A 22,186-nucleotide genomic window follows, 5' to 3' on the forward strand; every position below is an offset into this window, starting at 1 on the left:
CGCTGCGGACCGGCGGTCTATTCACCTTTTCTGATCGCGCCGCGATTTCCTCGATTTCCGGGGCATCGCGGCATTGCCAGCGGGCGCATTCTCTATAGAGTCACCGATCCAACAAACGCGCCCAAGGGCCGCCAGATCACAGCCATCCGAATAAGGGGAGGATGAACATGCACAACCGGTTCAAGACCGCCGCAACCGCCATCGCGCTGGCCGCGGCTGTCGGTTTCACCGCCGCCGCGCCCGCTTCCGCGGAAACCCGCGTCACCTACAAATCCGCCAAGTCCACGTCCTCCTACTATCAGATGGCCGTGCAGATCGCCGAGGCGATGAAGGCCGGCACCGACGGCGAGGTGATCGTCACCGTCGAGGAAAGCCAGGGCTCGGTCCAGAACGTCATGGAAGCCAAGGCCCGCGGCGGCGACTACGTCTTCACCACTCCGCCGGTGCTGGTCAAACTGGCCCAGGGCGGCAAGGCCATGTTCGAGGGCAAGGGCGATCCGAAATTCGACGAGATCCGCGCCCTGTTCCCGATCCCGTCGCTCACCATGCATTTCGTCATGTCCGACAAGAGCGGCGTCACCGATTTCGCCGGCATGGAAGGCAAGACCATCCTGCTGGGCAAAGGCTCGTTCGGGGCGAAGGAAGGCGCGAAATATCTCGGCCTCTTCGGTCTGGAGGGTAAGGTGAACCTGGCCGAGATTGAACTCTCGAACGCGGTTCCCGCCCTGAAGAACGGCCAGATCGACGGTTTCGTCACCGCCGGGTCCTGGCCCGCGCCGAACGTCATCGAGGCGGCCGCCACGACCGGCGTCACAGTCCTGTCGCTGAACGACGACCAGATCGCGCAGACCAAGCGCACCAAGCTGGTGATCCCGGCCGGCACCTATACCGGCCAGACCAGCGACATCACCACGACCTCGCTGCCCGTCGTCGCCTATACGACCACCGCGATGGACGAGGACACCGCCTATCAACTGACCAAGACCTATTGGGAGCAGAAGGCCAAGATGGGCGCCGCCGCCGCCTGGTGGAACGGCGTCGACGAAGGTCTGATGGCAAACATCATCGGCAAGATCCATCCGGGTGCCGTGAAATACTACAAGGAAGCCGGCATGGCCCTGACCGACGCGCAGATGTAAGCGCCCGGCACTTGCTCAAACGAACCCGGGCAGGCAGCCGCCTCGCCCGGGTTTTTTCCGACCGACCTTCCCCCTTCAAGACGGCAATACGATGCTGCACCAACGCCCCCTCGACGGTTTTTCCCGGTTTTTCTGGCTGGGACTCGGTATCTGCCTCGTCGTCTTCCATCTCGGCCTGATCTTCTACGGCTTGGTTCCGAACCTGATCAGCCGGCCGATCCACATGGCCTTCGCCCTGCCCTGGATTCTGGTGCTGGCGGCCCGGCCGGGCTGGGAGAGGATCAGCGGGATACTGCTGGCCGCCTTGGGCGTGGCGGCCTGCCTGTGGATCGCGTTGAACCGGGATATGCTGGGAGATCAATACGGTTTCCTGGAGGGCAATCTGCAAATCGGAATCGCGGCCGTGCTGATCCTGGTGGTGCTGGAAGCCGCCCGGCGGGCGATCGGCTGGCCACTGCCGAGTGTGGCGGCAATCGCGCTGCTCTACGGTCTGCTCGGACAGCATATTCCGGGCGAGTTCGGTCATTCCGGCACGCCGCTCGCCAGTTTCCTGGGCACGTTGACCATCGCGGAAGGCGGTTTGTGGGGCAGCCTGACCAGCGTTTCGGTCAACGTCGTCGCCGTCTTCGTCATTTTCGGCGCCTTCCTGAACGCGGGCGAGGCCGGCCAGGGTTTCATGAATATCGCCGCCGCCGCGGCCGGCCGGCTGAACGGCGGCGCGGCCAAGGTATCCGTCCTGTCCTCCGCCCTGTTCGGATCGATCTCCGGTTCCGCCTCCGCCAATGTCGCCTCGACCGGCGCGATCACCCTGCCCGCCATGACCAAGCTGGGCTATCCCAAGCGCCTGGCCGGCGCGGTAGAGGCCGTCGCGTCCTCCGGCGGGCAGATCATGCCGCCGCTGATGGGGGCCGGCGCCTTCGTGATGGTGGAACTGACAGGCGTTCCCTATACCAGCGTGATGGCCGCGGCCCTGCCGCCGGCGCTGCTGTATTTCTTCGCGGTCTGGATCGGCATCAACGCCTATGCGCGGCGTTTCGATCTGGCGCCCATCGCGGACGAGGACAAACCCGCGACGCGCGACGTGATCATCACCGCCGCCTTTTTCCTGGTCCCCTTCGCCGTGCTGATGTGGGGCATGTTCGTGTCCCAGGTCACGCCGCAATACGCCGCCTGCCTCGCGACGCTGGCCGGCGCGGCCATGCTGATCGTCAACGGCAACCTGAAGATCGATCTGGCGCAGACCGCGCAACGCCTGGAAGGCGCCTTCATGGGCGCCGGCCGTCAGGTGGCGATGATTGCCTCCATCATCCTCTGCGCCTCGCTGATCATCGGCGTTCTGTCGATCACCGGATTGGGCGTGAAGATCACCTCGTTGATCCTGTCGGGTTCCGGCGGACTGCTGTGGCCGTCACTGCTGCTGACGGCCGCGGCCTGTCTGATCCTGGGCATGGAAGTGCCGACCACCGCGGCCTATGTGATCTGCATATCGGTGGCGGGGCCGGCCCTGATCGAACTGGGCCTGCAGCCGCTTCAGGCGCATCTCTTCGTCTTCTGGTTCGCCCTGCTGTCGACCATCACGCCGCCGGTCTGCGGCGCAGTTTTCATCGCCGCCGGGATGATCGGGGAGAACTGGCTGAAGGTCGCTCTGACGGCGATGGCGTTGGGGGTCGGGCTTTACATCATCCCGCTCGGCATGATCGCGAACCCGGCGGTCATCGGTCTGGAAGCGGATACGATATCGGCGATCCTGGCCAGCGTGAAACTCGGCATCGGACTGACACTGGTGTCCTACGGCTTGATCGGAGCCCAATCCTGGCCGTTGAGACTGTTTCTTGTCGCAATCGGGCTCGGCGTGGTGTTCGTCGGCATGAATTGGGCCTGAAGCGCGGTTGGGTTTGGCACCCAAATCCAACCTCTCGAAGAATCGCGCCGCCGAATAACCTTTTATTTACCATTGTCTAATACCATCGAAGACATTCAGGCGCGGTAACCATGAACCGCCCCGACCGAACCGGTGCCATTGCACCGGGAGCGATTTCTTTTCGAGGAATTAGAGAATGCTGAACTTCAACAACTGGCCGGTCGGCCGGAAAATGACGGTCGCCGCGATTGTCACGGCCATCGGTATCATCGTGCTTGCGGTCATCAGCCTGCAATCCGTACGGGATCAGATGATGGAAGACCGTCGGACGACGCTGAAAGAACATGTCGCGGCGGTCATCAGCGCCATGGACGCACTGGCCGAGCGCGCGCGCAAGGGCGAAATTACCCGTGAAGAAGCAATTGAACGGTCAAAGCAGGTGGCCCGGGATTCATGGTTCGCTGCGGACGGTTACTTCTTCGCCTATGACGAACAAGGCGTCGGTGCGGTCCATGGTGCCAAGCCGAGCCTGGAAGGCAAGAATCTTAGCGGCGTCAAAGACAGTAACGGCGTCTTCATCGTCAAGGAACTGATCGACAAGGCGAAGGCCGGCGGCGGCTACATTGAATATCATTGGCCTCGCGCCAACAGCGATGTCGAAGCCCCCAAGCTCGGATATGCCGCATGGCAGAAGGATTGGGGATGGATGGTCGGTACCGGCGTCTATATCGACGATGTCGATGCGGTCTTCATGCATGAGGCCATCAAACTCGGGGGCGTCGCGGTTGTAATACTGCTGATCGCTTTCGGCCTATCGATCCTCATCTCACGTTCGGTCACCAAGCCGCTCGCCGACGTGCAGGGCGCGATCAACAGGATCGCGGAAGGCGACCATACGGTTGAGATCAAATACACCGACCTGACCAACGAAATCGGTGAGATCAGTTCGGCATTGCTGAAGCTTCGTCAGGACGTCAAGGAGCGCGACGAGTTGCGCGCCTCCGCCCTGGAGAAGGAAGAAGAGGAAAGCCGCCGCCGCCAGGAAGAGCGTGTCCGGATCGCCAATACGTTCGAACAGAGCGTCGGTGCCGTCGTTTCCGCTCTGACCAACGCCGCCGGCGACATCCAGAAAAATGCGCAGACCGTCAATTCCGCCATTCGCTCCACGAGCAGTCAGGCCGGCACCATGGCGGCCAGCGCCGATCAGGCGTCCGGCAATGTGCAGACCGTTTCCGCCGCGGCGGAAGAGCTGAGCGCGTCGATCCGCGAAATCAGTTCCCAGGTCGCGCAGGGCAGCGCCATCAGCCGCGAAGCGGTCGAACAGGCCGACAGCACGAACCAGGAAGTGCAGCGTTTGAACGAAGCCGCCCAGCGTATCGGTGACGTCGTTTCGCTGATCCAGGACATCGCGGAACAGACCAATCTGCTGGCCTTGAACGCGACCATCGAAGCCGCGCGCGCCGGTGAGGCGGGGAAGGGTTTCGCGGTTGTGGCAAACGAAGTGAAAAGCCTGGCAAGTCAGACCGCCAAGGCGACGGAAGAAATCAGCGAGCAGATCGCGGGCATGCAGGCGGCGACGGCAAATTCCGCCAAAGCCATTGCCGGCATTTCGGAAACCATCAGCAAGATCGACTCGATTTCCGCCGCGATCGCCTCTGCGGTCGAGGAACAGGGCGCTGCGACGGAAGAGATCGCCCGCAACATTCAGCAGGCGTCCGTCGGGACGTCTCAAGTCACCGAGATCGTCGGCAGCGTCGCCAAGTCGGCCGAAGATTCCGGTGTTACGGTCGAAGGCATGGTCTCTTCCGTTCACACGATGGAAGAACAGACCCGCAAGCTGAACGAGGAAGTCTCGCAGTTCCTGGGCACGATCCGCAACAACGCGGTGTAAGACCGGCGGTCCGCCGTATCAGGCGGCCGCGACCCATTGAACGGAGAACGGCGCGGTCGATGGCCGCGCCGTTCTTCTTTTGCCATCCCGCCTTACGCCTGTGCGTGGGCTAAAGCGCGGCAATGACCTTGTCGAAAGCTTCCGCGAAGACGGCGCGGTCCTCCGCCGTGCCGACCGTTACCCGGATGCAGCGATCCAGCACCGGAACGCCGGGCATGCGGATGAAGACGCCTTCCGCGTCCAGGGCCTTCAGTATCGCCCTGGCCTTGTCCCCGTTACCGACATCGATCGCCACGAAATTGGTGGCTGAGGGCAGCGAAATGAAACCGTGGCGATCCGCCAGGGCGGCGATCTCCTGCTTGCCTTTCTCGACCTCCACCACGACCGACTTGACGAAGTCCGGGTCATGCAGCGAGGCCAGGGCCGCGACCTGCGACAGGCGGGTGACTTCGAACTGATTGCGGATCTTGTTCATCCCCGTGATCAGATCCTTGTGCCCGATGGCATAACCGATCCGCATTCCGGCCATCCCGTGCGCCTTGGAGAAGGTGCGGGTCCGGATGACATGCGGGTTGGCGGTATCGAGGGGCGGCGCCGTTCCTTCCGGTGCGAACTCGATATAAGCCTCGTCGAGAACCAGAAGCTTGCCCGGCGTGACCCCGTCGATCATCCGTTGGATCGTGTCCGCGTCATGCCAAGTGCCCATCGGGTTGTCCGGATTGGCGATGAAGATTAACGGGGCGCCTTCGTTCCGCGCCGCCGCAAGCAGGGCTTCTGGGTCTTCCTTGTCGCGGTGATAGGGAACCGTTTTCAGAACACCGCCATTGCCGTTGACCTGATAATTGAAGGTCGGGTAGGCGCCGAGCGACGTCACGACCGGTACGCCCGGCGAGACGACCATGCGCACCACGACACTGAAGATATTGTCGATCCCGGCACAGACGCAGATCTCGTCCATCGATATGCCGTGATGGGCGGCCAGGGCTTCCCGCAATTCATAGTTTTCGGGGTCGCCATACCAGGACGCGTTCGCGATTTCCGCATCGATCGCCGCCTTCGCCTTGGGCGACATGCCGAAGGCGCTTTCATTCGCACCGATCCGGGCACGAAACTTGCCGCCACGGGTCCGCTCCAGTGCTTCCGGCCCAACGAAAGGCGTCGACGCGGGCAGGGCCCTTACGACACCCGTGAAGGGAATATGGTTGTCTGTCATAGGGCGTCCTCCTGGCAGGTCGAATGCGTGCGTCCGGTCGGCCTTGTACGGCGGTCAACTCGGGCGACGGAGGTTATATTGTGCGCTCATGCTCCTGCCAATTCTGCGCTTCGATAAATATCCGGGTCACGCGCGGATAAGCCTGCTTAATTTTCGCCTCGATTTCCGTTACCGCCCGTTCGATCTCAACACTGTCCACGGAATCCTTGAAATCCAGGCTCGCATTCACAAGCACATCCGACGGTCCGACATGCATCGTGAGGATCTCGTTGATCTGCGCCACGGAGGCCTGGTCCGCGATGATGCCCTCCAGCGCCGCCGTCACCTCGGGATGGGCGGCCTCACCGATCAGCAGTCCCTTGGTTTCAATGGCCAGGAAGATCGCCGCCATGGCCAGAATAACGCCGATGACAATCGAAGCGGCGCCGTCATAGACCGGATTGCCGGTTACCTGCCCAAGCCAAATCCCCACCAAGGCGGCTATCAGACCCAACATCGCGGCGCTGTCTTCAAGCAGCACTGTAATGATCGACGGGTCCTTCGCCTCCAACACCGTCCGCAATATCGGCCGCCCTTTTCGGGTCTTGTTGAACTCCCGCGCCGCGACGATCCAAGCCCCCGCCTCGAACACGATCGCACCGCCGAGAACCAGATAGCTGACAAAGACATTCGTGACCGGATGGGGGTCCATGACTTTCAGGACCCCTTCATAGAGGGAAAAGCCGGACCCGACCGCGAATAGCAGGATCGCGACGACGAAGGACCAGAAATACACTTCACCGCCATATCCAAAAGGGTGTTTCTGATCGGGCGGACGGTTTGCGCGATGCAAGCCGTACAGCAGCAAACCCTGATTGCCCGTATCGACGACGGAGTGGATCGCTTCGGAGAACATTGCCGACGAGCCCGTATAGCCCGCCGCCGCAAATTTGGTGATCGCAATCAGACCGTTTCCAGCCAGGGCCGCATAGATTACAAGCTTTGATCCTTGGGCGGCCATCGGCGCGTCTCCATCAGCATGAACTTTGCCGCGAACCCTAGCAGGGAGGTGCCGACGCGGCTAGGATATCGAGATGAGATTGTCATTCCTCCGAATTGCCGCTGTTGCCGCGACGGTCGTGCCGCTCGCGGCCTGTTCCTTGTGGGAAGACGAACCGCCGGCGTCCCTGCCGCCGCCGCCCGTCGGTGTGGTTCCAGGTCAGCCGGGCATCACCGGCACGATCACTGCGCCTGCGCCGCAAACGCCCGCCCGCGCGCCCAGTCAATCTATCAGTCAATCGGCCAGCCAACTTCCCAATCAACCGGGAACCCAAACACCAGCCGCCTCCATCGGCCAGGATACGTCGCAGCCGTCGCTGCAAACCGCGCCGGTCGGCGCCGTGACCACGGGAGAGATCCCGCAATCCACCGACCCGCGGAATTTTGCACCGCCCTACCCGGTTCGAATGGCCTTCATCTGGTATGACGTTCCAGGCATGGGCGGACAGGATTTCTTCGAAACGCGCGTGCAATTGCGGGCCGAGGGAAATTCGACATGGATGAGTTTTCCGCTCGCCTATCTGGGCATCGGCTGCGAGGGCTTGATCCAATATGATTCCGGCACGAACCCAAGCCTGATCGGCGGCGATTTCCGAATCAACTGCAATGACGGGTCGTCGATCCAGGGTGTGATCGTCCCGGTTGTCGGTCAGCCCGCAATCAATGGTCAGGGCGTCGATCAGTATGGGCGCAGCGTCATCTTCGCCATTCAGATGGACGAGGACTGAACCGGTCCCTGGACCTGACCCATGGGACCGCACCGCCGATACGACGAGGGAAACCATGAGCAGCACTGATCCGATCTTCGTCGAATCCGAATGGGCGGATTTGCAGGAATGCGTTTACGGATCACCCCATCACTGGGTGCTGCCGGTTTTCCATGCCGATGCGAAACTACGCGCGCAGGGCGAATTCGGCGACCTTTGGGTCAAGCATCAGGGCCGGGCCGTCAAGGATGTCGCGCCCGACCTGTTCAACGAATTCAGCGGTCAAATTCAGGGCGCCATCGATCTGCTCAGGTCACTAGGCATCACCGTCCATGTGGCCGGCGAAATCAGCAAAGCCAATCGTGCCTTTCCCCGTGGCGAGGACCACGGGGTCGAGACGGGTTGGATGCGTGACCCCTTCGTCACCATCGGTAACAACGTGATCGAACTGGCGCCGCGCAGTCTGTTCCATCGGCGTCAGCGCTTTGCCATCAGGGAAATTCTGGCCAGCACGATGGCGCGCGGCGCACGGTATTTCGCCCAGCCGGACGGCGGCGCGGATGACGAGCGCGAAGGCCCGGGTTGGGGCTATCTGGAAGGCGGCGACGTCTTCGTTCTGGGCGACCGAATCCTGGTCGGTCATTCCGGCGGATGCAGCAACCCGGAAGGCGCGCGCTGGCTGCACCATGCCTTGGGCGCACCTTACGAGGTGACAGTCGTTCCGATCGATCCGATGTTTCCGCATTTGGACTGCGTGCTGATGACCCCGCGGGAAGGGGTCGCCGTGGCATGTCTCGATGCGCTGCCGGAAGGGCTGCCAGAATTCATGCGCGACTGGGACATCGTCGACATTCCCAAGGCTTTGGCAAAGGCGCATATGGGATGCAACAACCTGGTCCTGAACGACCGCACCGTGGTCGTACCTTCCGAAGAACCGCTCGACATCGTCGCCGGGGAACTCAAGACCCGGCAGTTCGAGGTGATCCGCATCCCCTATCGCGTTCCCTGCATGGCCGGCGGATCCTTCCGCTGTGCTCATCAACCGCTGATCCGCCGCACCAACTAGGAGCCCGAGCCTAGATCGGCTTCGGCATCGCGACGCCCAACTCCTTCGCGATCGGTTCCAGTTGCGGCAGGATGCCGGGATAGAGCCTGACACCGTCGGCCAGGGCCGCACGTTTGCGCGCCAGCGCGCCATCGCCCGGCAGGCGGACCGGCGGCTTGCCGTCCGGCACCCGCGCTTTGCGGCAGGCATTCGCGGTATGGGAAACTTCCCGCAGGAAAGCTTCCCTGCCGCCGAAGGCATCCGGGTCGGTCACCTGAACGAACACCGAGGCACCGGTATTGGTCGCCCCGTCGGCCCGGCCGAAGCCGCCGATGCCCGACGTCATCGCTTCGACCATCAAGGCCAGTCCGAAGCCCTTGTGCCCGGCATCCATTCCGCCCAGTGTCAGCAGGGCGCCCGGCGGATCGTCCTTCAGCACGGCCGGGTCGTTGCTTGGATTGCCTTTATTGTCGATGAACCATTGCCCGGACATAGGTTGCCCCAGGCCGATCATCCGATACGACATGCCCAGCGTGGTGATCGACGCGCTGATATCGACCAGGATCGGATCGCCGCCGGCTTCCTCGCCGGTCGGAATGCCATAGGCCATGGGGTTGGGCGTGAAGACCTGCTCCACCGCGCCGAAGGGCGCGACGCCGCTGGCCGCGGGATCGGAACTGAGCAGTTGGATGACCAGCCCCTCATCCGTCGCCAATTGCAGAAAGGCGGCCAGGCAGGCGATATGATGGGACCGTCGGATGGAAACCGCACCGATGCCGAACTGCTTGGCCCGTGCGACGGCTTCCCTGACGGCTTCGTAAGTCAGCCAGACGCCGGACATGTAATTGCCGTCCCAGGTCAGGCAGGGGCCTTTGTCATGCAACACCTGCGGATCACCGGTCGGCGGCATCTCCCCGCTCATCGTATGGCGCAGATAGCGCGGCGCCTGGTTGAAGCCATGGGTGTCATGCCCCATCAGATCCGCTTCCAGCAGATACTTGCTGACGATTTCCGCCCGGTCCTGCGGCATGCCCGCCTCGGAGAACAAGGCTACGCCGAATTCCTCCATCGCCCCGGCGTCATAGCGCGCACCATCTTCCGTCCCCATACCGACTTCTCCCAGTTGTCTGACAATTCGGGAGCCATCGTATTCGATCGGGCGGGAATGCCAATCCGCCGGTTCGCGACAGGGCCAAAAAGGGTGATGTGCCCGATCGGCCGTAATCGATACGCCCTAGTCGATGCGCCTAGTCGATGCACCCTAGTCGAAGCGAAAGGCGTCCATGGCCAGGATCGAATGGGTATAGCTGTGATGCAGGAGTTTGCCCGCCTGCCCTGAACCGGCCCCGATCGCAGCGAAAAGCGGCATGATATGGTCTTCGGTCGGGTGATTGACCGCGCCGTTTTGCTGACGGCTGCGATAGGCCAGCAGGTCGTCCCAACGCGCAGTCTCGATCGCGTCCGCCATCCAGTCGCGGAAATCGGCAACCCAGGGTGCCGGCGGCGCATCCACGGGCTGACCGCGGAAGGCATGAAGGTTATGCGTTATCGCGCCGGATCCCGCCACCAACACGCCGTCCTGCCGAAGACCGCGCAGGGCCTCGCCCAGGCGCCGGTGATAAGCCGTATCGCGTCCCTGCCCGATCGCCACCTGGATCACCGGGACATCGCCATCCGGATAGATCAGTTTAAGCGGCACCCAGGCGCCGTGATCGATGCCGCGCGCGGGATCGACGACGGTCTGAATGCCGGCTTCCTCGAGAGCCGCGGCCACGCGCCCGGCAAGCGCCGGATCCCCCGGCACGTCGTATCGTTCCGCGTAGAGCGCCGGGGGAAAGCCGAAAAAGTCGTGGATCGTCTCCAGCCGCGCCGCCCCGGTCACCGCCGCCACCGGCTGTTCCCAATGGGCGGAGACGCACAGGATCGCCTTGGGCCGGCCGATCGCCGCGCCCAATCCGGCAAGGAAATCGCGCGCCGGACAATCGGTCAGGGTCAGCATCGGCGAACCATGCGACAGGAAAAGGGACGGCATGACGGTCATGGGATCCTCTGATTACCGTTGTTTCAGGAAACAGATATGCGCAAGCCTTCTTACTCACAATGTTCGTGATCCGTTGATATACTGTGCGGAAAAACACAGGAGGAAATCATGCCCGACGGTTCTTGGCGGGATCGGTATAAAAACACTCAAAGCGGCGCACGCCTGACAGAGGCGGAAGTGGAACAGTACCGCCGCGACGGCTACGTCATTCCGGATTTTCGTATTCCCGACGACATGCTGGCGGCGATGCGGCAATCACTGGACGAGCTGATGCAGGCCAACCCGCATCTGGCCGCCGACAACATGCTGTGCCCGCATCTGCTGAATGCCGGCGTGCAGGGACTGAAGGGCGACCGGATCTGGCTCGATTTCGCTTCCTATCCCGACATTCTGGACATGGTCGAGCAGTTGATCGGGCCGGATTTCCTGCTTTGGGGAACGACGGTCTTCGGCAAGCCGGCTTTTTCCGGCAAGGAAGTGCCCTGGCATCAGGACGGTGAATACTGGCCGATCAAGCCGTTGGCGACGTGTTCCGCCTGGGTCGCGCTGGACGACACGACGCCGGAAAACGGCTGCCTGCGGGTCATCCCCGGGTCCCACAAGGACAAACGCCTGCGCAAGCATCATACCGATGACGGCGAGCACCTGGCCCTGAATCAGGCGCTGGATGAAAGCGAATACCGGGAGGAAGACGCCGTCGACTTCGTCCTGAAGGCGGGCCAGGTCTCCTTCCACGACGTCTATATCGTGCACGGGTCCAAGCCCAATCGCTCGCCGAACCGCCGGGCGGGCTATGTCTGCCGGTACATGCCGACGACCAGCCATTTCGACCACGATTTCGGGGCCGAACTACAGCAGAAGTCGGGAATCGTCGATTTCAGCGGACGACGGGTGATCCTGATGCGCGGCAAGGATGCCTGCGGCAAGAACGATTTTTCGCGCGGCGCCGGAACATAAGGGGGCCGCGCCGGGACATCGGGCCTAGCCCGCTTCCCGCAGCAGCTGGCCTTTGCGGCGCTGCCAGTCGCGTTCCTTGATCGTCTCGCGCTTGTCATGGGCCTTCTTGCCCTTGGCCAGCCCGAGGCTGAGCTTGCAGATGCCGCGCTTGTTGAAGAACAGGCTCATCGGCACCAGGGTCATGCCGTCGCGCTTGATCGCGCCGATCAGCTTGTCCCGTTCCTTCTTGTGAACCAGCAGCTTGCGCAGACGCTTGGGCTCATGCTGAAAGGCCTTGGGCGCGTTCGGATATTCGGCGATCTGGACGTTGAAGAGATAAAGCTCCCCGTCCTTGATCCCGGCATAGGCCTCGTTCAGGCTCGCCCCGTTGTTGCGCAGGGATTTGACCTCGGTCCCGGTCAGTACCAGTCCCGCCTCGATCGTCTCCAGAATCTCATAGTCGAAGCGCGCGCGGCGGTTCACCGCGACCGTGCCGTCCGTGAGGTTCTTGTTCTTGCCTTTGTTCTTACCAGCCATAGTGCTTCACATATGGGATAGAAAACGGGCGGGTGCAAATCCCGCGCCCCCGCCCGTCTTCAATTCAGATCTTTTCCGGTCGGCTCAGAACAGGCCGGCGCCCTGCATCGCGGCCTTGACGCGCTGCTTGCTGCTGTCGGCGATCTCCACCATCGGCAGCCGCGCGAAGGCATTCGCCTTGCCGAGCAGACTGGCGCCGTATTTCACCGGGCCCGGGCTGCTTTCGCAGAACATCGCGCCATGGACCGGCATCAACTGGTCGCGGATCTTGCCGAAAGTGGCGAAATCCTTGGCCCGCCAGGCGGCGTGCAGCTTGGCGCAAAGGCCCGGCGCGACGTTGGAGGTGACGGAGATGCAGCCATGCCCGCCCTGGCCCAGGAAAGCGCCGATGGTGCCGTCCTCGCCGGACAGCTGGGAGAAATCCTCGCCGATCGCCAGGCGCGTCAGCACCGGCCGGTTCAGGTCGTTGGTGGCGTCCTTTACGCCGACGATGTTCGGGAAATCCTTGGCCAGTTTCGCCATGGTCTCGACCGACATATCGATGATCGACCGGCCCGGAATGTTGTAGATGATGATCGGGATGTCCGCCGATTTGGCGATCGCCGCGTAATGCGCGTAGAGACCGGCCTGGGTCGGCTTGTTGTAATAGGGGGTGACGACCAGCGCGGCGTTGGCGCCCGCCTGCTTGGCGTGTTTGGTCAGGTGGATCGCTTCCTCGGTATTGTTCGATCCGGTGCCCGCGATGACCGGCGCGCGGCCGGCGGCGGCCTCGATGCACAGATCGACGACCCGCTCATGCTCCGCATGGCTCATGGTCGGCGACTCGCCGGTGGTGCCGACGGGGATCAGCCCTTCGGTCCCTTCCGACAATTGCCATTCGACGAAGGCCTGGAACGCTTTTTCATCGATGGCGCCCGTTTCCGTCATCGGCGTGATCAAGGCCGTCATCGACCCCTGGAACATGGCAGCCATGGTAGATCCTCCCCCGCTTATGCGCCCAGTTAGATATCCGGACGGTTTTCCGCCCCAATTCGGGCGGACATTAACCGCAGGATCGGCGGAAAAACAAGATAAGTATGGGGGGACAGAGCGTTGACGCCAGGCGCACAAAATACCTGTGACGGCACCCCCGGATTGTGCCGCGAGCGATCCTGCCCAAGAGTGGGGAGAAACAACGGGAGGCAAAGATGACGGAACATGCGAATTTCGGACTGCAGGGTAAGACGGCCCTGGTGATCGGCGGGTCGAGCGGCATTGGGCGCGAGATCGCGCTGGGCTATCGCGATGCGGGCGCGACGGTGCTGATCGCGGGCCGGGCACAGGCAAAGCTGGATGCGGTCGCGGCGGAACTGGGACCGCAGGACGGCAGCACGGCGACCTATTCCATGGATGCCCGCGATACCGGTCAGTTGAACGCCCTGCGCGAGAGCATCCGGAAGGATCACGGCCGGCTGGACATTCTGGTGAACTGCCAGGGCACCACCGCGATCAAGCCGGCGCTTGAACTGACCGAGGGCGAATATGACGAGATACTGGACATCAATCTGAAAAGCGTCTTCTTCGCCTGCACATTGTTCGGCGAGGATATGATGGCGCAGAGCGGCGGCAGCATCATCAATATCGCTTCGCTCGCCTCCCATAACGGCTGGTCGCGCGCGGCGGCCTACAGCGCCAGCAAATGGGGCGTGGTCGGCATCACCAAAAGCTTCGCCGCGGAATGGGGCACGGCCGGCGTGCGGGTCAACGCCATCGCGCCCGGATTTTTCCTGACCGACCTGAACCGCGCCAAGATGCCGGAAGAACGCAAGGCCGAAGCGCGGCGGCGCGCGGCCATGAACCGGATGGGCGAGCTACAGGAACTCGTCGGCGCCGCGATCTATCTGGCCTCCGCCGCCTCCGGCTTCGTCACCGGGTCGGTCCTCAACGTGGATGGCGGGTATCTGGCTTCGGGTATCTGAGGCGCGCCGGGCAAACCTACAGAGGCAGGACAAGCCTGGCCGCGCGTTTCGGTGACAGGGCGGCAACCGCTGTCACCGTAGCCACGGAGCCTTGACGAGAGGAACGACAAACGGCCGATCGCCGTATCGGGGGCCGTTCCGTCTCAACCCCCGCGCCATTCCTCCGGGGACATGTCGGAAGCCGTGTTGAGGCATAACAGCAACCGCGTCTCCCCTGACTTGGAAACCGGCGGGGATCTGTGAACCACGCCGCGTTCCTTGTCCTGCGCATTGCCCTTGAAGACAGCGACATCATGGCGTTGAAGCGTTTCGACCGGCCCCGAATACGCCAATTGTTCCCGTATCGCCTCGCTCGCCCGATCGTGGCGCACCCATTGCGTCGCCGGCCCGCGATATGTCGTCAGCAATCGCAAGGCGACGCAGTCGCGATGAAACTTCCAGCAGGCGTCGTGGTGAATGCGTTCCAGCCGCATATCCACGAGGTCATCGCCGGTTATGCCGGAGAATGCCAGTGCAAGTCCGTGAATATCGTCGATCAGAAAATCGCGCATTTCACCGTGGGGCATCCCATGCCTGTCGAGGAACACCCCCAAGGCTTCAGGGAAAATATCAGCGCGGGCCAAAATTCGGAACGAGGGCAACAACGAGAAATGGACACGCTGGATCCAGTCGGTGAAAGCGGGCGGAAGGGACCTCCGCCACACAACAAGATCGACCTCGGGACGGGTTATCCGCCCCAGTCCCGTTCTTGTGTCGCATGTCAGGACCGGCCGATCCTCCGCCAAGGTCCTCATGCTTCCGCCCGCTTCCAAACCGGGAACGGGTCCTTCAGCATTTTCCAGGATCCCGGCCGCATCGCCGTGTCGTCCTTGTTCCCGACAAGGCAGGCATCGAGCCGATCGCGCAAGCGGGCCTCATCCATCCCGGCACCGATGAAAACGATCTCCTGACGCCGGTCGCCGTAGACCGGATCCCAGATCGAATCCATATGCCGGTGCCAGTCTTCCTGTTCGGGCCACCTCTCCTGCGGCACGGCGGACCACCAGATACCCATCGCCTGATGCCGGGTTATCGCGCCCGCCTGGCTGAGTTCCCCGACCCAGTCGGGACGCGAAGCGAGCCAGAAATGCCCTTTCGCACGGATTACACCTGGCCATTCCGAATTGATGAAGTCATAGAATTTCTCCGGATGGAACGGCCGGCGTTCGCGGTAGACGAAACTGCCGACCCCGTATTCCTCCGTCTCGGGTACATGGTCCCCCGCCCCATAGAGCTCCTTGAACCACAGCGGATGCTGCTCGGCTTTGTCGAAGTCGAACAAGCCCGTGTCGAGCACCGCCTCCATCGGCACCTCGGACATGCTCGTTTCAAGCAATCGGGCATCCGGGTTCAAGGAGCGAATGATCTTACGCGCCGCGTCGATCTGGTCCGGCGTCGCCGCATCGACCTTGTTCAGAATGACGACATCTGCGAACTCAATCTGATCGACAAGCAGGTCCACCAGGGTTCGGTCGTCATCCTCACCAAGCGACTCTCCTCGATCGGCGATGAAATCCGTCGATGCGTAATCCTTCAACAGGTTCGCGGCATCCACGACGGTGACCATCGTGTCGAGTTGCGCGATATCCGACAGGCTGTCTCCGGCCTCGTCCCGAAACCCGAAGGTCGCGGCCACCGGCAACGGTTCGGCAATCCCCGTCGATTCGATGAGGAGATAGTCGAACCGGCCGTCCCCGGCCAATCGGCGCACTTCCTGCAGCAAGTCATCCCGCAAGGTGCAGCAGATACAGCCGTTGGTCATCTCGACGAGGGATTCCTTGGTTCGGCTCAAATCGGCACCGCCGTTTCGAATGAGGCTGGCATCGATATTCACCTCACTCATATCGTTGACGATCACCGCGACCCGCCGTCCCTGCCTGTTGTGCAGGATATGATTCATCAGCGTGGTTTTCCCCGCCCCCAGGAACCCGGACAATACGGTAACCGGGAGTTTCGAATTCGCTATTCGTTCGCGCATTTGGGTTTCTCACAGAGTTGAGGCCAGCCGCGCCGAAACTCAGTCGAAGCAGGCCGGCATGCAGGCAATGAGCAAGACAGGTTTCAGACCCGGCGGAGGCCGCTAAATCGCGTCGGTTTGGGTCGAACGCTGACCGATCATTGCCAGGAATTCCTGCCGAAGCGACGGGTCGGTCCTGAACTCGCCGAACAGGCGACTGGTCACCATGCTGACCCCAGGCTTCCGCACACCGCGGGTCGTCATGCATTGGTGCGCCGCCTCGATCACCACCGCCACGCCCTTGGGCTGCAACACCGCCTGAATGGCGTCGGCGATCTGCGCCGTCATGGTTTCCTGAATCTGCATGCGTTTCGCGAAAACTTCGACGACGCGCACAAGTTTCGAAATTCCCACGACACGCCCGGCGGGAAGATAGCCGATATGCACTTTTCCCAGGATCGGGACGATATGATGCTCACAGTGGGATTCCAGGCGGATGTCCCGCAGAACGATCATCTCGTCATAGGAAACCTCTTCATAGGTCGTCGCGAGCAGCTCGACCGGATCTTCCTGGTAGCCGGCGAAAAACTCCTCATACGCCCGCACGACACGCCCCGGCGTCCCGATCAACCCTTCTCTATCGGGATCGTCGCCGGCCCACTCGATCAGCGTACGAACGGCAGCTTCGGCCTGATCGCGGCTGGGTCCTTTCGACGATGCGGGCTTCGCCTCATATCGACTGATTTTATCCATTTCCACCTTCACTCATCAAAAGTCAGGCCGCCGCCCCAACACCGCAAAAGCAGGCAATCGAAACGCCGGACCAATCAATTTTTGCAATGTTATATCATAACATTATCGCCGACAAGCGTTCCGGTGTTCCGATGGATTCATTGGGTTTCGGGGAATGCCTTGGTGCCGGATCTGTCGGTTGGTGTCGCATCTGTCCGGCACCGCCGACCTGCTTTGCAAATGCGGCTTGCCTAACCGCTTGTGGAAAGAAAACATCGGCAAGGAACGGGGGCAGGCGACAACCCCGTCAGACGCGGGAGAGGGAATTAGGGACGGTGCGACAAACCAACATGACCGAAATCGCCATCGCCGGCGCGGGGATCGGCGGGCTTACCGCCGCGCTTTGCTTGCATGAGAAGGGGTTCGGCGTCCGCGTATACGAAGCGGTATCCAAGATCCAACCGTTGGGCGTCGGCATCAATGTGATGCCGCATGCCTCTGCCGTGCTGCACGGGCTGGGCCTGGGTGCCGCGTTGGACGAAACCGCCATCCGCACGCGCTGTATCGAGTACCGGACCCGGTTCGGTCAGGTCATTCAATCGGACCCGCGCAGCGTCGAGGCCGGGTTCGAGGCACCGCAATATTCCATCCATCGCGGCGAATTGCAGTTCCTGTTGCTACGGGCTGTGCGTGAACGGCTGGGTGAGGATGCCGTCATCACCGGCACCCCTGTTACCGGCTTCGAACAGGGTCAACATCGCGTCGCGGTGTTGTTCGGCAACGGCGGGTCGGCCGAGGCCGACCTGTTGATCGGGGCGGAAGGTCTTAGGTCGAAAATTCGCGCGCAACTGCACCCCGATGAAGGTCCGTTGCGGTATGAAGGCACCATGATGTTCCGCGGCGCTGTCGAAATGGACATGATCGGCGACAGCCGGACCATGGTGATCGCGGGCAATCACGACATGAAATTCGTGACTTATCCGATCAGCGGGAAACTCCGCCGTCAGGGCCGCGCGCTGACCAACTGGGTCGCCGAACTGCGGCACAGCGCGCCGCGCCATATCCAGGATGCCGACTGGACCAGGGGTGCCACGACCGATTACGTCACACCGTTCAAGGCTTTCCAATTGGCGGATATGAACGTGGCCGAAATCATTGCCACAACCGACAACGTCACCGAATTCCCGATGATCGACCGCGAACCGGTGGATTTCTGGACCGAGGGAAGGGTCACCCTGCTGGGAGACGCCGCCCATCCCATGTATCCGATCGGCGCGAACGGGGCGAGCCAAGCGATCCTGGACGCCCGCGCGCTGGCCGATGCGCTGTCCATCGATCCCGGCCCCGGCGGATTGCAGGCCTATGAGGCGGAGCGCCTGCCCTTCACCTCAAAGGTGGTCCTGAGCAACCGGGCGGGCGGGCCGGAAAAGGTCCTGGACATTGCCGACGCCCGGGTGACCGGCCCCGATGACAGGATCGAGGATCTGATTACCCGGGAGGAACTGGAAGAAGTGGCCGCCGGCTATCGTTCGGTTGCCGGTTTCCGGAAGAAATCCCCACCAGAATTTCCGGGAGAACTCCCAGGAGAATACTCAGGCGAACCAAACGAACCGGGAGAGAAGGCATGAGCGGCTATTTCACCGAAAAGTCGTCGACCGATACCGTGAACGCCCGGATCGGCGACGACGTGTCGCCCCGTCTACGCGAGGTCATGGAGAGCCTGGTTCGCCACCTTCACGCCTTCGCCAAGGATGTGAACCTGACGCAGGAGGAATGGGAGGTCGCGATCGACTTCCTGACCCGCACGGGCCGGATGTGTTCCGAGGAGCGGCAGGAATTCATCCTGCTGTCGGACGTTCTCGGCTTTTCCATGCTGGTCGATGCGATCAACAACCGCCGCCCGGCCGGCGCGACGGAGAACACGGTATTGGGCCCGTTCCATGTCGGCGGTGCACCGGAACGCGCCATGGGCGATACGATCGTTCAGGACGGCAAGGGCGAAAGCTGCCTCTATGAGGGCCGTGTGCTGGATCTGGACGGCAACCCGATCGAAGGCGCGCGGATCGACGTATGGTGCGACAACGCGGACGGTTTCTATAGCGTCCAGCAACCGGATCTGCAGCCCAAATGGAATAACCGCGGCGTGTTTACCACAGCCGCCGACGGGCTTTACAGCTTTCGTGGCATCAAGCCGGTCAGCTACCCAATTCCGGATGATGGACCGGTCGGCAAGATGCTGGCGGCACTGGGTCGGCATCCCTTCCGGCCCGCCCATATGCATTTCATGATTACCGCGCCGGGCTTCGAGACCATCGTCACCCATACCTTCGTCGACGGCGACCCGTATCTCGCTTCCGATGCGGTCTTCGGAGTGAAGGAATCCCTGATCGCCGAATTCAAACCGCACGGCGGCGATACCGATTGGCACTGCGCCTTCGATTTCGTCATGGTTCAAACCGGTTAGTTTTTGGGAGAGCATCACACAAAGCCGGTTGACCGGCCTCTAATACCGAGATTGGTGGGAACCGATCGAGGACCAGAACCTTTCGGCTGCCGCCCATCACATAGGCGAAAGCGTGCTGATCAATAGTTCCAGCCGGGTAAACACGGTCGAACAACACGCCGGATACGCCACCGGCGATATCGGAGCAAACTACGCGATCAACGACCATTTCACCGTCAAGGGTGTCGTTTACAATCTTCTGGATAGGGAGATCAGGGACGAGTCCCACGGTACGGTTCAAAACGGCCGTACGCTGTGGCTGGCGGTCACGGCGAGTTACTGACAACGAACCGCGGACACGGCGACGGCTTCTCGGCACGAAACCGGGGCCGTTGCCTGTTCCCCCCGCGGCCGGAACACGTAAACGGTTGTCACATCGGGCCGTCGCCTTATGTATCGGTGGGTCAGCCGCACTCGCCGACGCCTGCCACTTAGCCATATAGGATGACCCGCAATGACCCTCAGCCTGAAAGTGATCATCGGTTCGACCCGTCCTGGCCGTAAGGGGCCCGCCGTCGGGACATGGATGACCCAGATCGCGGCGGATCACGGCGGCTTCGGTGTCGAGCTGGTCGATCTGGCCGATTTCGACCTGCCGCTGTTGGATGAGGCGGCCCATCCCGCCCAGGGCAAATACGAGCATGATCATACGAAGCGGTGGAGCGCGGCGATGGCGCCGGCCGACGCCTTCGTCTTCGTGACACCGGAATACGATTACTTCCCGCCGGCGGGCTTGGTGAATGCGGTCCAGTGCCTGCATCGCGAATGGCGCTACAAGCCGGCGGGCGTTGTCAGCTATGGCGGCATCACCGGCGGCATGCGGTCCTCCGGTCAACTGAAACTGTTGCTGGGCGGGCTTGCCATGGCCGCCATCCCGCAGGGCGTCTCGCTTCCCTTCTTCGGCGAACATATCGGCGAGGACGGCGTCTTCGCGCCGCCGGAGCGATCGGCCAACCAGGCGAATACGATGCTGGACGAACTGGTCAAATGGGCGGGCGCGTTGAAACCCTTGCGGACCTGACCGAAACCGACGCCCCGGCAGGACGGACCTTGTGCCTTGGTGCCCCGGCATGCGTTCCGTTATCATCGATGACGCGAGCAACCCCAGCACCACGTCATAGGGCCCTTGGATGTCTCCCCTTGCCGACGGAACCTATCGCCGTTTGTTCGGCGCCCAGATCATCGCCTTGGCCGGTACCGGTCTGACCACCATCGCCCTGGCCCTGTTGGCCTACGAACTGGCGGGCGGCGAAGCAGGGAAGGTTCTGGGGACGGCGCTGGCGATCAAGATGGTTGCCTATATCGGGGTGGCCCCGGTCATCGGCGGGCTGGCGCATCACCTTCCGCGCCGCGCCCTGCTCGTCGCGCTGGATATCGCGCGCGCCTGCATCGTCGGCTTCCTGCCTTTCGTGACAGAGGTTTGGCAGATCTATCTGCTGATCTTCCTGCTGAACGCCTGCTCGGCCGGTTTCACGCCGACATTTCAAGCGACGATCCCGGATATCCTGCGCGACGACGCGCAATACACAAAAGCGCTTTCCTACTCGCGGCTCGCCTACGACTTGGAAAACCTGTTGAGCCCGACCCTGGCCGCGGCGGCGTTGTTCTTCTTCACCTTCGACGCGCTGTTCGCGGCGAACGCGGCGGCCTTTGTCGTCTCGGCCAGCTTGATCCTGTCCGTCCGGCTGCCGCGGGCCACCCCGCCGGACCGCGGGCGCGGGGTATGGCAGAATGTCAGCTTCGGCACCGCCGCCTATCTGAAGACACCGCGTCTGCGCGGTCTGCTGGCCCTGTCGCTGGCGGTCGCGAGCGCCGGCGCCATGATCATCGTCAACACCGTGGTCTATGTCCGAGACATATTGGGCGGCAGCGAAAGCGACACGGCACTGGTTCTGGCCGGCGCCGGTGCCGGATCGATGATCGCCGCGATGCTGATCCCGCGCCTGATAGAGCGCGTGCCCGATCGGGCTGTAATGATCGGCGGCGGCTTTCTACTGGCCACGGGTCTGGCCTCGGGTCTGGCCCTGGGTATGACCGCGCCGGGCATGATCGGGCTAACCCTGATTTGGTTTCTGCTCGGCTGCGGATCGTCGCTGATCCAGACACCGGCGGGGCGGCTCCTGCGCCGGTCCGCCCATGACGGGGACCGGCCCGCGATCTTCGCCGCCCAGTTCGCCCTGTCGCATGGCTGCTGGCTGATCGGCTATCTGTCGGCCGGTTTCCTGGGCGGTGCTTTCGGGCTCGGTGCCGCGTTCACCGTGCTTTCCGCCCTGGCCTTGCTGTCCACCGCAACCGCCCTTTGGCTTTGGCCGGCCGAAGACCCCATGGAACTGGCCCATACGCATGAAGCGGTCGCGCATGAGCACCGGCATTTTCACGACGCGCATCACCAGCATGCGCATGAGGGCTGGGAAGGTCCCGAACCGCACAGCCACCCGCACCGGCACGAAGCGACACGGCACAAACATGCATTCGTCATCGACACACATCATCGCCATTGGCCGGCCTAGGCATTTTGGCCGCGGTTCGTTCGGGCGGAAAAATTTCGTGTCACGATCCCATCAGGTGTGACGGCGATCAGTTGTGGTG

General features: G+C 62.4%; 21 protein-coding genes. 12 read left to right on the forward strand and 9 right to left on the reverse strand.

The window, feature by feature from the left end:
• Window positions 1-167 precede the first annotated feature (167 nt).
• The 3 genes from ACQK2G_RS16820 to ACQK2G_RS16830 all read left to right on the forward strand — a co-directional run bounded on the left by ACQK2G_RS16820 (window position 168) and on the right by ACQK2G_RS16830 (window position 4,891).
• Window positions 168-1,139, forward strand: a complete 972-nt coding sequence (locus ACQK2G_RS16820; RefSeq protein WP_425406194.1) for a TAXI family TRAP transporter solute-binding subunit — start codon at window positions 168-170, stop codon at window positions 1,137-1,139.
• Between the two features lie 91 nt (window positions 1,140-1,230).
• Window positions 1,231-3,021, forward strand: coding sequence for a TRAP transporter permease (locus tag ACQK2G_RS16825; RefSeq protein ID WP_425406195.1), 1,791 nt, complete (start codon window positions 1,231-1,233; stop codon window positions 3,019-3,021).
• 175 nt (window positions 3,022-3,196) lie between these two features.
• Window positions 3,197-4,891 carry a methyl-accepting chemotaxis protein gene (locus ACQK2G_RS16830; RefSeq protein ID WP_425406196.1) on the forward strand — a complete coding sequence of 565 codons (1,695 nt, stop codon included), beginning with the start codon at window positions 3,197-3,199 and terminating at the stop codon, window positions 4,889-4,891.
• A gap of 109 nt (window positions 4,892-5,000) precedes the next feature.
• Here ACQK2G_RS16830 and ACQK2G_RS16835 read toward each other — a convergent pair whose 3' ends face one another.
• Together ACQK2G_RS16835 and ACQK2G_RS16840 are read right to left on the reverse strand one after the other, a co-directional pair.
• On the reverse strand, window positions 5,001-6,104 hold the full coding sequence (locus ACQK2G_RS16835) for an aminotransferase class I/II-fold pyridoxal phosphate-dependent enzyme (RefSeq protein ID WP_425406197.1): 1,104 nt from the start codon (window positions 6,102-6,104) through the stop codon (window positions 5,001-5,003).
• Window positions 6,105-6,177: 73 nt separating this feature from the next.
• Window positions 6,178-7,104 (reverse strand): cation diffusion facilitator family transporter, encoded by a 927-nt coding sequence (locus ACQK2G_RS16840; protein WP_425406198.1) that lies wholly within the window; start codon window positions 7,102-7,104, stop codon window positions 6,178-6,180.
• Between the two features lie 73 nt (window positions 7,105-7,177).
• On the opposite strand from ACQK2G_RS16840, the gene ACQK2G_RS16845 reads away from it, so the two are divergent.
• Both ACQK2G_RS16845 and ACQK2G_RS16850 read left to right on the forward strand, forming a co-directional pair.
• On the forward strand, window positions 7,178-7,870 hold the full coding sequence (locus ACQK2G_RS16845; RefSeq protein WP_425406199.1) for a hypothetical protein: 693 nt from the start codon (window positions 7,178-7,180) through the stop codon (window positions 7,868-7,870).
• 55 nt (window positions 7,871-7,925) lie between these two features.
• Window positions 7,926-8,915 (forward strand): dimethylarginine dimethylaminohydrolase family protein, encoded by a 990-nt coding sequence (locus tag ACQK2G_RS16850; protein ID WP_425406200.1) that lies wholly within the window; start codon window positions 7,926-7,928, stop codon window positions 8,913-8,915.
• 10 nt (window positions 8,916-8,925) lie between these two features.
• Here ACQK2G_RS16850 and ACQK2G_RS16855 read toward each other — a convergent pair whose 3' ends face one another.
• On the reverse strand, window positions 8,926-10,002 hold the full coding sequence (locus ACQK2G_RS16855) for an Ldh family oxidoreductase (protein ID WP_425406201.1): 1,077 nt from the start codon (window positions 10,000-10,002) through the stop codon (window positions 8,926-8,928).
• Window positions 10,003-10,155: 153 nt separating this feature from the next.
• Window positions 10,156-10,935: a DODA-type extradiol aromatic ring-opening family dioxygenase gene (locus tag ACQK2G_RS16860; protein WP_425406202.1), complete on the reverse strand. Its 780-nt coding sequence runs from the start codon at window positions 10,933-10,935 to the stop codon at window positions 10,156-10,158.
• Window positions 10,936-11,043: 108 nt separating this feature from the next.
• Here ACQK2G_RS16860 and ACQK2G_RS16865 point away from each other — a divergent pair, with 108 nt between their 5' ends.
• Window positions 11,044-11,892, forward strand: coding sequence for a phytanoyl-CoA dioxygenase family protein (locus ACQK2G_RS16865; protein ID WP_425406203.1), 849 nt, complete (start codon window positions 11,044-11,046; stop codon window positions 11,890-11,892).
• A gap of 24 nt (window positions 11,893-11,916) precedes the next feature.
• Here ACQK2G_RS16865 and smpB read toward each other — a convergent pair whose 3' ends face one another.
• Both smpB and dapA read right to left on the reverse strand, forming a co-directional pair.
• On the reverse strand, window positions 11,917-12,408 hold the full coding sequence (smpB, locus tag ACQK2G_RS16870; protein WP_425406204.1) for an SsrA-binding protein SmpB: 492 nt from the start codon (window positions 12,406-12,408) through the stop codon (window positions 11,917-11,919).
• A gap of 84 nt (window positions 12,409-12,492) precedes the next feature.
• Window positions 12,493-13,371, reverse strand: coding sequence for a 4-hydroxy-tetrahydrodipicolinate synthase (gene dapA / locus ACQK2G_RS16875; protein WP_425407658.1), 879 nt, complete (start codon window positions 13,369-13,371; stop codon window positions 12,493-12,495).
• A 224-nt stretch (window positions 13,372-13,595) separates the two neighbouring features.
• On the opposite strand from dapA, the gene ACQK2G_RS16880 reads away from it, so the two are divergent.
• Window positions 13,596-14,366 (forward strand): SDR family NAD(P)-dependent oxidoreductase, encoded by a 771-nt coding sequence (locus ACQK2G_RS16880; RefSeq protein WP_425406205.1) that lies wholly within the window; start codon window positions 13,596-13,598, stop codon window positions 14,364-14,366.
• Between the two features lie 143 nt (window positions 14,367-14,509).
• Here ACQK2G_RS16880 and ACQK2G_RS16885 read toward each other — a convergent pair whose 3' ends face one another.
• The 3 genes from ACQK2G_RS16885 to folE form a co-directional block, all read right to left on the reverse strand.
• Window positions 14,510-15,160: a DUF1826 domain-containing protein gene (locus ACQK2G_RS16885; protein ID WP_425406206.1), complete on the reverse strand. Its 651-nt coding sequence runs from the start codon at window positions 15,158-15,160 to the stop codon at window positions 14,510-14,512.
• A complete protein-coding gene (gene zigA, locus ACQK2G_RS16890; protein WP_425406207.1) occupies window positions 15,157-16,383 on the reverse strand; it encodes a zinc metallochaperone GTPase ZigA in 1,227 nt (408 codons plus the stop codon). Before zigA ends, ACQK2G_RS16885 begins: the two co-directional genes overlap by 4 nt.
• A 102-nt stretch (window positions 16,384-16,485) precedes the next feature.
• The gene (gene folE, locus ACQK2G_RS16895) at window positions 16,486-17,115 is read right to left on the reverse strand and encodes a GTP cyclohydrolase I FolE (RefSeq protein WP_425406208.1); all 630 of its coding nucleotides are present in this window, start codon (window positions 17,113-17,115) and stop codon (window positions 16,486-16,488) included.
• A gap of 314 nt (window positions 17,116-17,429) precedes the next feature.
• Between folE and ACQK2G_RS16900 the strand changes: the two genes are divergently transcribed.
• From ACQK2G_RS16900 to ACQK2G_RS16920, 5 genes are all read left to right on the forward strand, one after another.
• A complete protein-coding gene (locus tag ACQK2G_RS16900) occupies window positions 17,430-18,722 on the forward strand; it encodes an FAD-dependent monooxygenase (protein WP_425406209.1) in 1,293 nt (430 codons plus the stop codon).
• Entirely contained in the window at window positions 18,719-19,558 is an 840-nt protein-coding gene (locus ACQK2G_RS16905) for an intradiol ring-cleavage dioxygenase (protein WP_425406210.1), read from the forward strand. The genes ACQK2G_RS16900 and ACQK2G_RS16905 overlap by 4 nt, the downstream gene beginning before the upstream one ends.
• Window positions 19,559-19,670: 112 nt before the next feature.
• Window positions 19,671-19,880 (forward strand): hypothetical protein, encoded by a 210-nt coding sequence (locus ACQK2G_RS16910; protein WP_425406211.1) that lies wholly within the window; start codon window positions 19,671-19,673, stop codon window positions 19,878-19,880.
• Between the two features lie 171 nt (window positions 19,881-20,051).
• The gene (locus tag ACQK2G_RS16915; RefSeq protein WP_425406212.1) at window positions 20,052-20,618 is read left to right on the forward strand and encodes an NADPH-dependent FMN reductase; all 567 of its coding nucleotides are present in this window, start codon (window positions 20,052-20,054) and stop codon (window positions 20,616-20,618) included.
• A 109-nt stretch (window positions 20,619-20,727) separates the two neighbouring features.
• Window positions 20,728-22,107: an MFS transporter gene (locus tag ACQK2G_RS16920; protein WP_425406213.1), complete on the forward strand. Its 1,380-nt coding sequence runs from the start codon at window positions 20,728-20,730 to the stop codon at window positions 22,105-22,107.
• The last annotated feature ends 79 nt before the right edge of the window (window positions 22,108-22,186 follow it).

It is taken from the genome of Hwanghaeella sp., from assembly GCF_965227365.1.
Taxonomy (GTDB): Bacteria; Pseudomonadota; Alphaproteobacteria; order UBA8366; family Aestuariispiraceae; genus Hwanghaeella.

What these genes read in the sequence shown, in the direction of transcription:
- ACQK2G_RS16840 (WP_425406198.1), bottom strand. Translation starts at nt 7,104, where the DNA reads ATGGCCGCCCAAGGATCAAAGCTTGTAATCTATGCGGCCCTGGCTGGA.
- ACQK2G_RS16865 (WP_425406203.1), top strand. Translation starts at nt 11,044, where the DNA reads ATGCCCGACGGTTCTTGGCGGGATCGGTATAAAAACACTCAAAGCGGC.
- ACQK2G_RS16820 (WP_425406194.1), top strand. Translation starts at nt 168, where the DNA reads ATGCACAACCGGTTCAAGACCGCCGCAACCGCCATCGCGCTGGCCGCG.
- zigA (WP_425406207.1), bottom strand. Translation starts at nt 16,383, where the DNA reads ATGCGCGAACGAATAGCGAATTCGAAACTCCCGGTTACCGTATTGTCC.
- ACQK2G_RS16825 (WP_425406195.1), top strand. Translation starts at nt 1,231, where the DNA reads ATGCTGCACCAACGCCCCCTCGACGGTTTTTCCCGGTTTTTCTGGCTG.
- ACQK2G_RS16885 (WP_425406206.1), bottom strand. Translation starts at nt 15,160, where the DNA reads ATGAGGACCTTGGCGGAGGATCGGCCGGTCCTGACATGCGACACAAGA.
- folE (WP_425406208.1), bottom strand. Translation starts at nt 17,115, where the DNA reads ATGGATAAAATCAGTCGATATGAGGCGAAGCCCGCATCGTCGAAAGGA.
- ACQK2G_RS16920 (WP_425406213.1), top strand. Translation starts at nt 20,728, where the DNA reads ATGTCTCCCCTTGCCGACGGAACCTATCGCCGTTTGTTCGGCGCCCAG.
- ACQK2G_RS16880 (WP_425406205.1), top strand. Translation starts at nt 13,596, where the DNA reads ATGACGGAACATGCGAATTTCGGACTGCAGGGTAAGACGGCCCTGGTG.
- dapA (WP_425407658.1), bottom strand. Translation starts at nt 13,371, where the DNA reads ATGTTCCAGGGGTCGATGACGGCCTTGATCACGCCGATGACGGAAACG.
- ACQK2G_RS16860 (WP_425406202.1), bottom strand. Translation starts at nt 10,935, where the DNA reads ATGACCGTCATGCCGTCCCTTTTCCTGTCGCATGGTTCGCCGATGCTG.
- ACQK2G_RS16835 (WP_425406197.1), bottom strand. Translation starts at nt 6,104, where the DNA reads ATGACAGACAACCATATTCCCTTCACGGGTGTCGTAAGGGCCCTGCCC.
- smpB (WP_425406204.1), bottom strand. Translation starts at nt 12,408, where the DNA reads ATGGCTGGTAAGAACAAAGGCAAGAACAAGAACCTCACGGACGGCACG.
- ACQK2G_RS16850 (WP_425406200.1), top strand. Translation starts at nt 7,926, where the DNA reads ATGAGCAGCACTGATCCGATCTTCGTCGAATCCGAATGGGCGGATTTG.
- ACQK2G_RS16845 (WP_425406199.1), top strand. Translation starts at nt 7,178, where the DNA reads ATGAGATTGTCATTCCTCCGAATTGCCGCTGTTGCCGCGACGGTCGTG.
- ACQK2G_RS16830 (WP_425406196.1), top strand. Translation starts at nt 3,197, where the DNA reads ATGCTGAACTTCAACAACTGGCCGGTCGGCCGGAAAATGACGGTCGCC.
- ACQK2G_RS16915 (WP_425406212.1), top strand. Translation starts at nt 20,052, where the DNA reads ATGACCCTCAGCCTGAAAGTGATCATCGGTTCGACCCGTCCTGGCCGT.
- ACQK2G_RS16855 (WP_425406201.1), bottom strand. Translation starts at nt 10,002, where the DNA reads ATGGGGACGGAAGATGGTGCGCGCTATGACGCCGGGGCGATGGAGGAA.
- ACQK2G_RS16905 (WP_425406210.1), top strand. Translation starts at nt 18,719, where the DNA reads ATGAGCGGCTATTTCACCGAAAAGTCGTCGACCGATACCGTGAACGCC.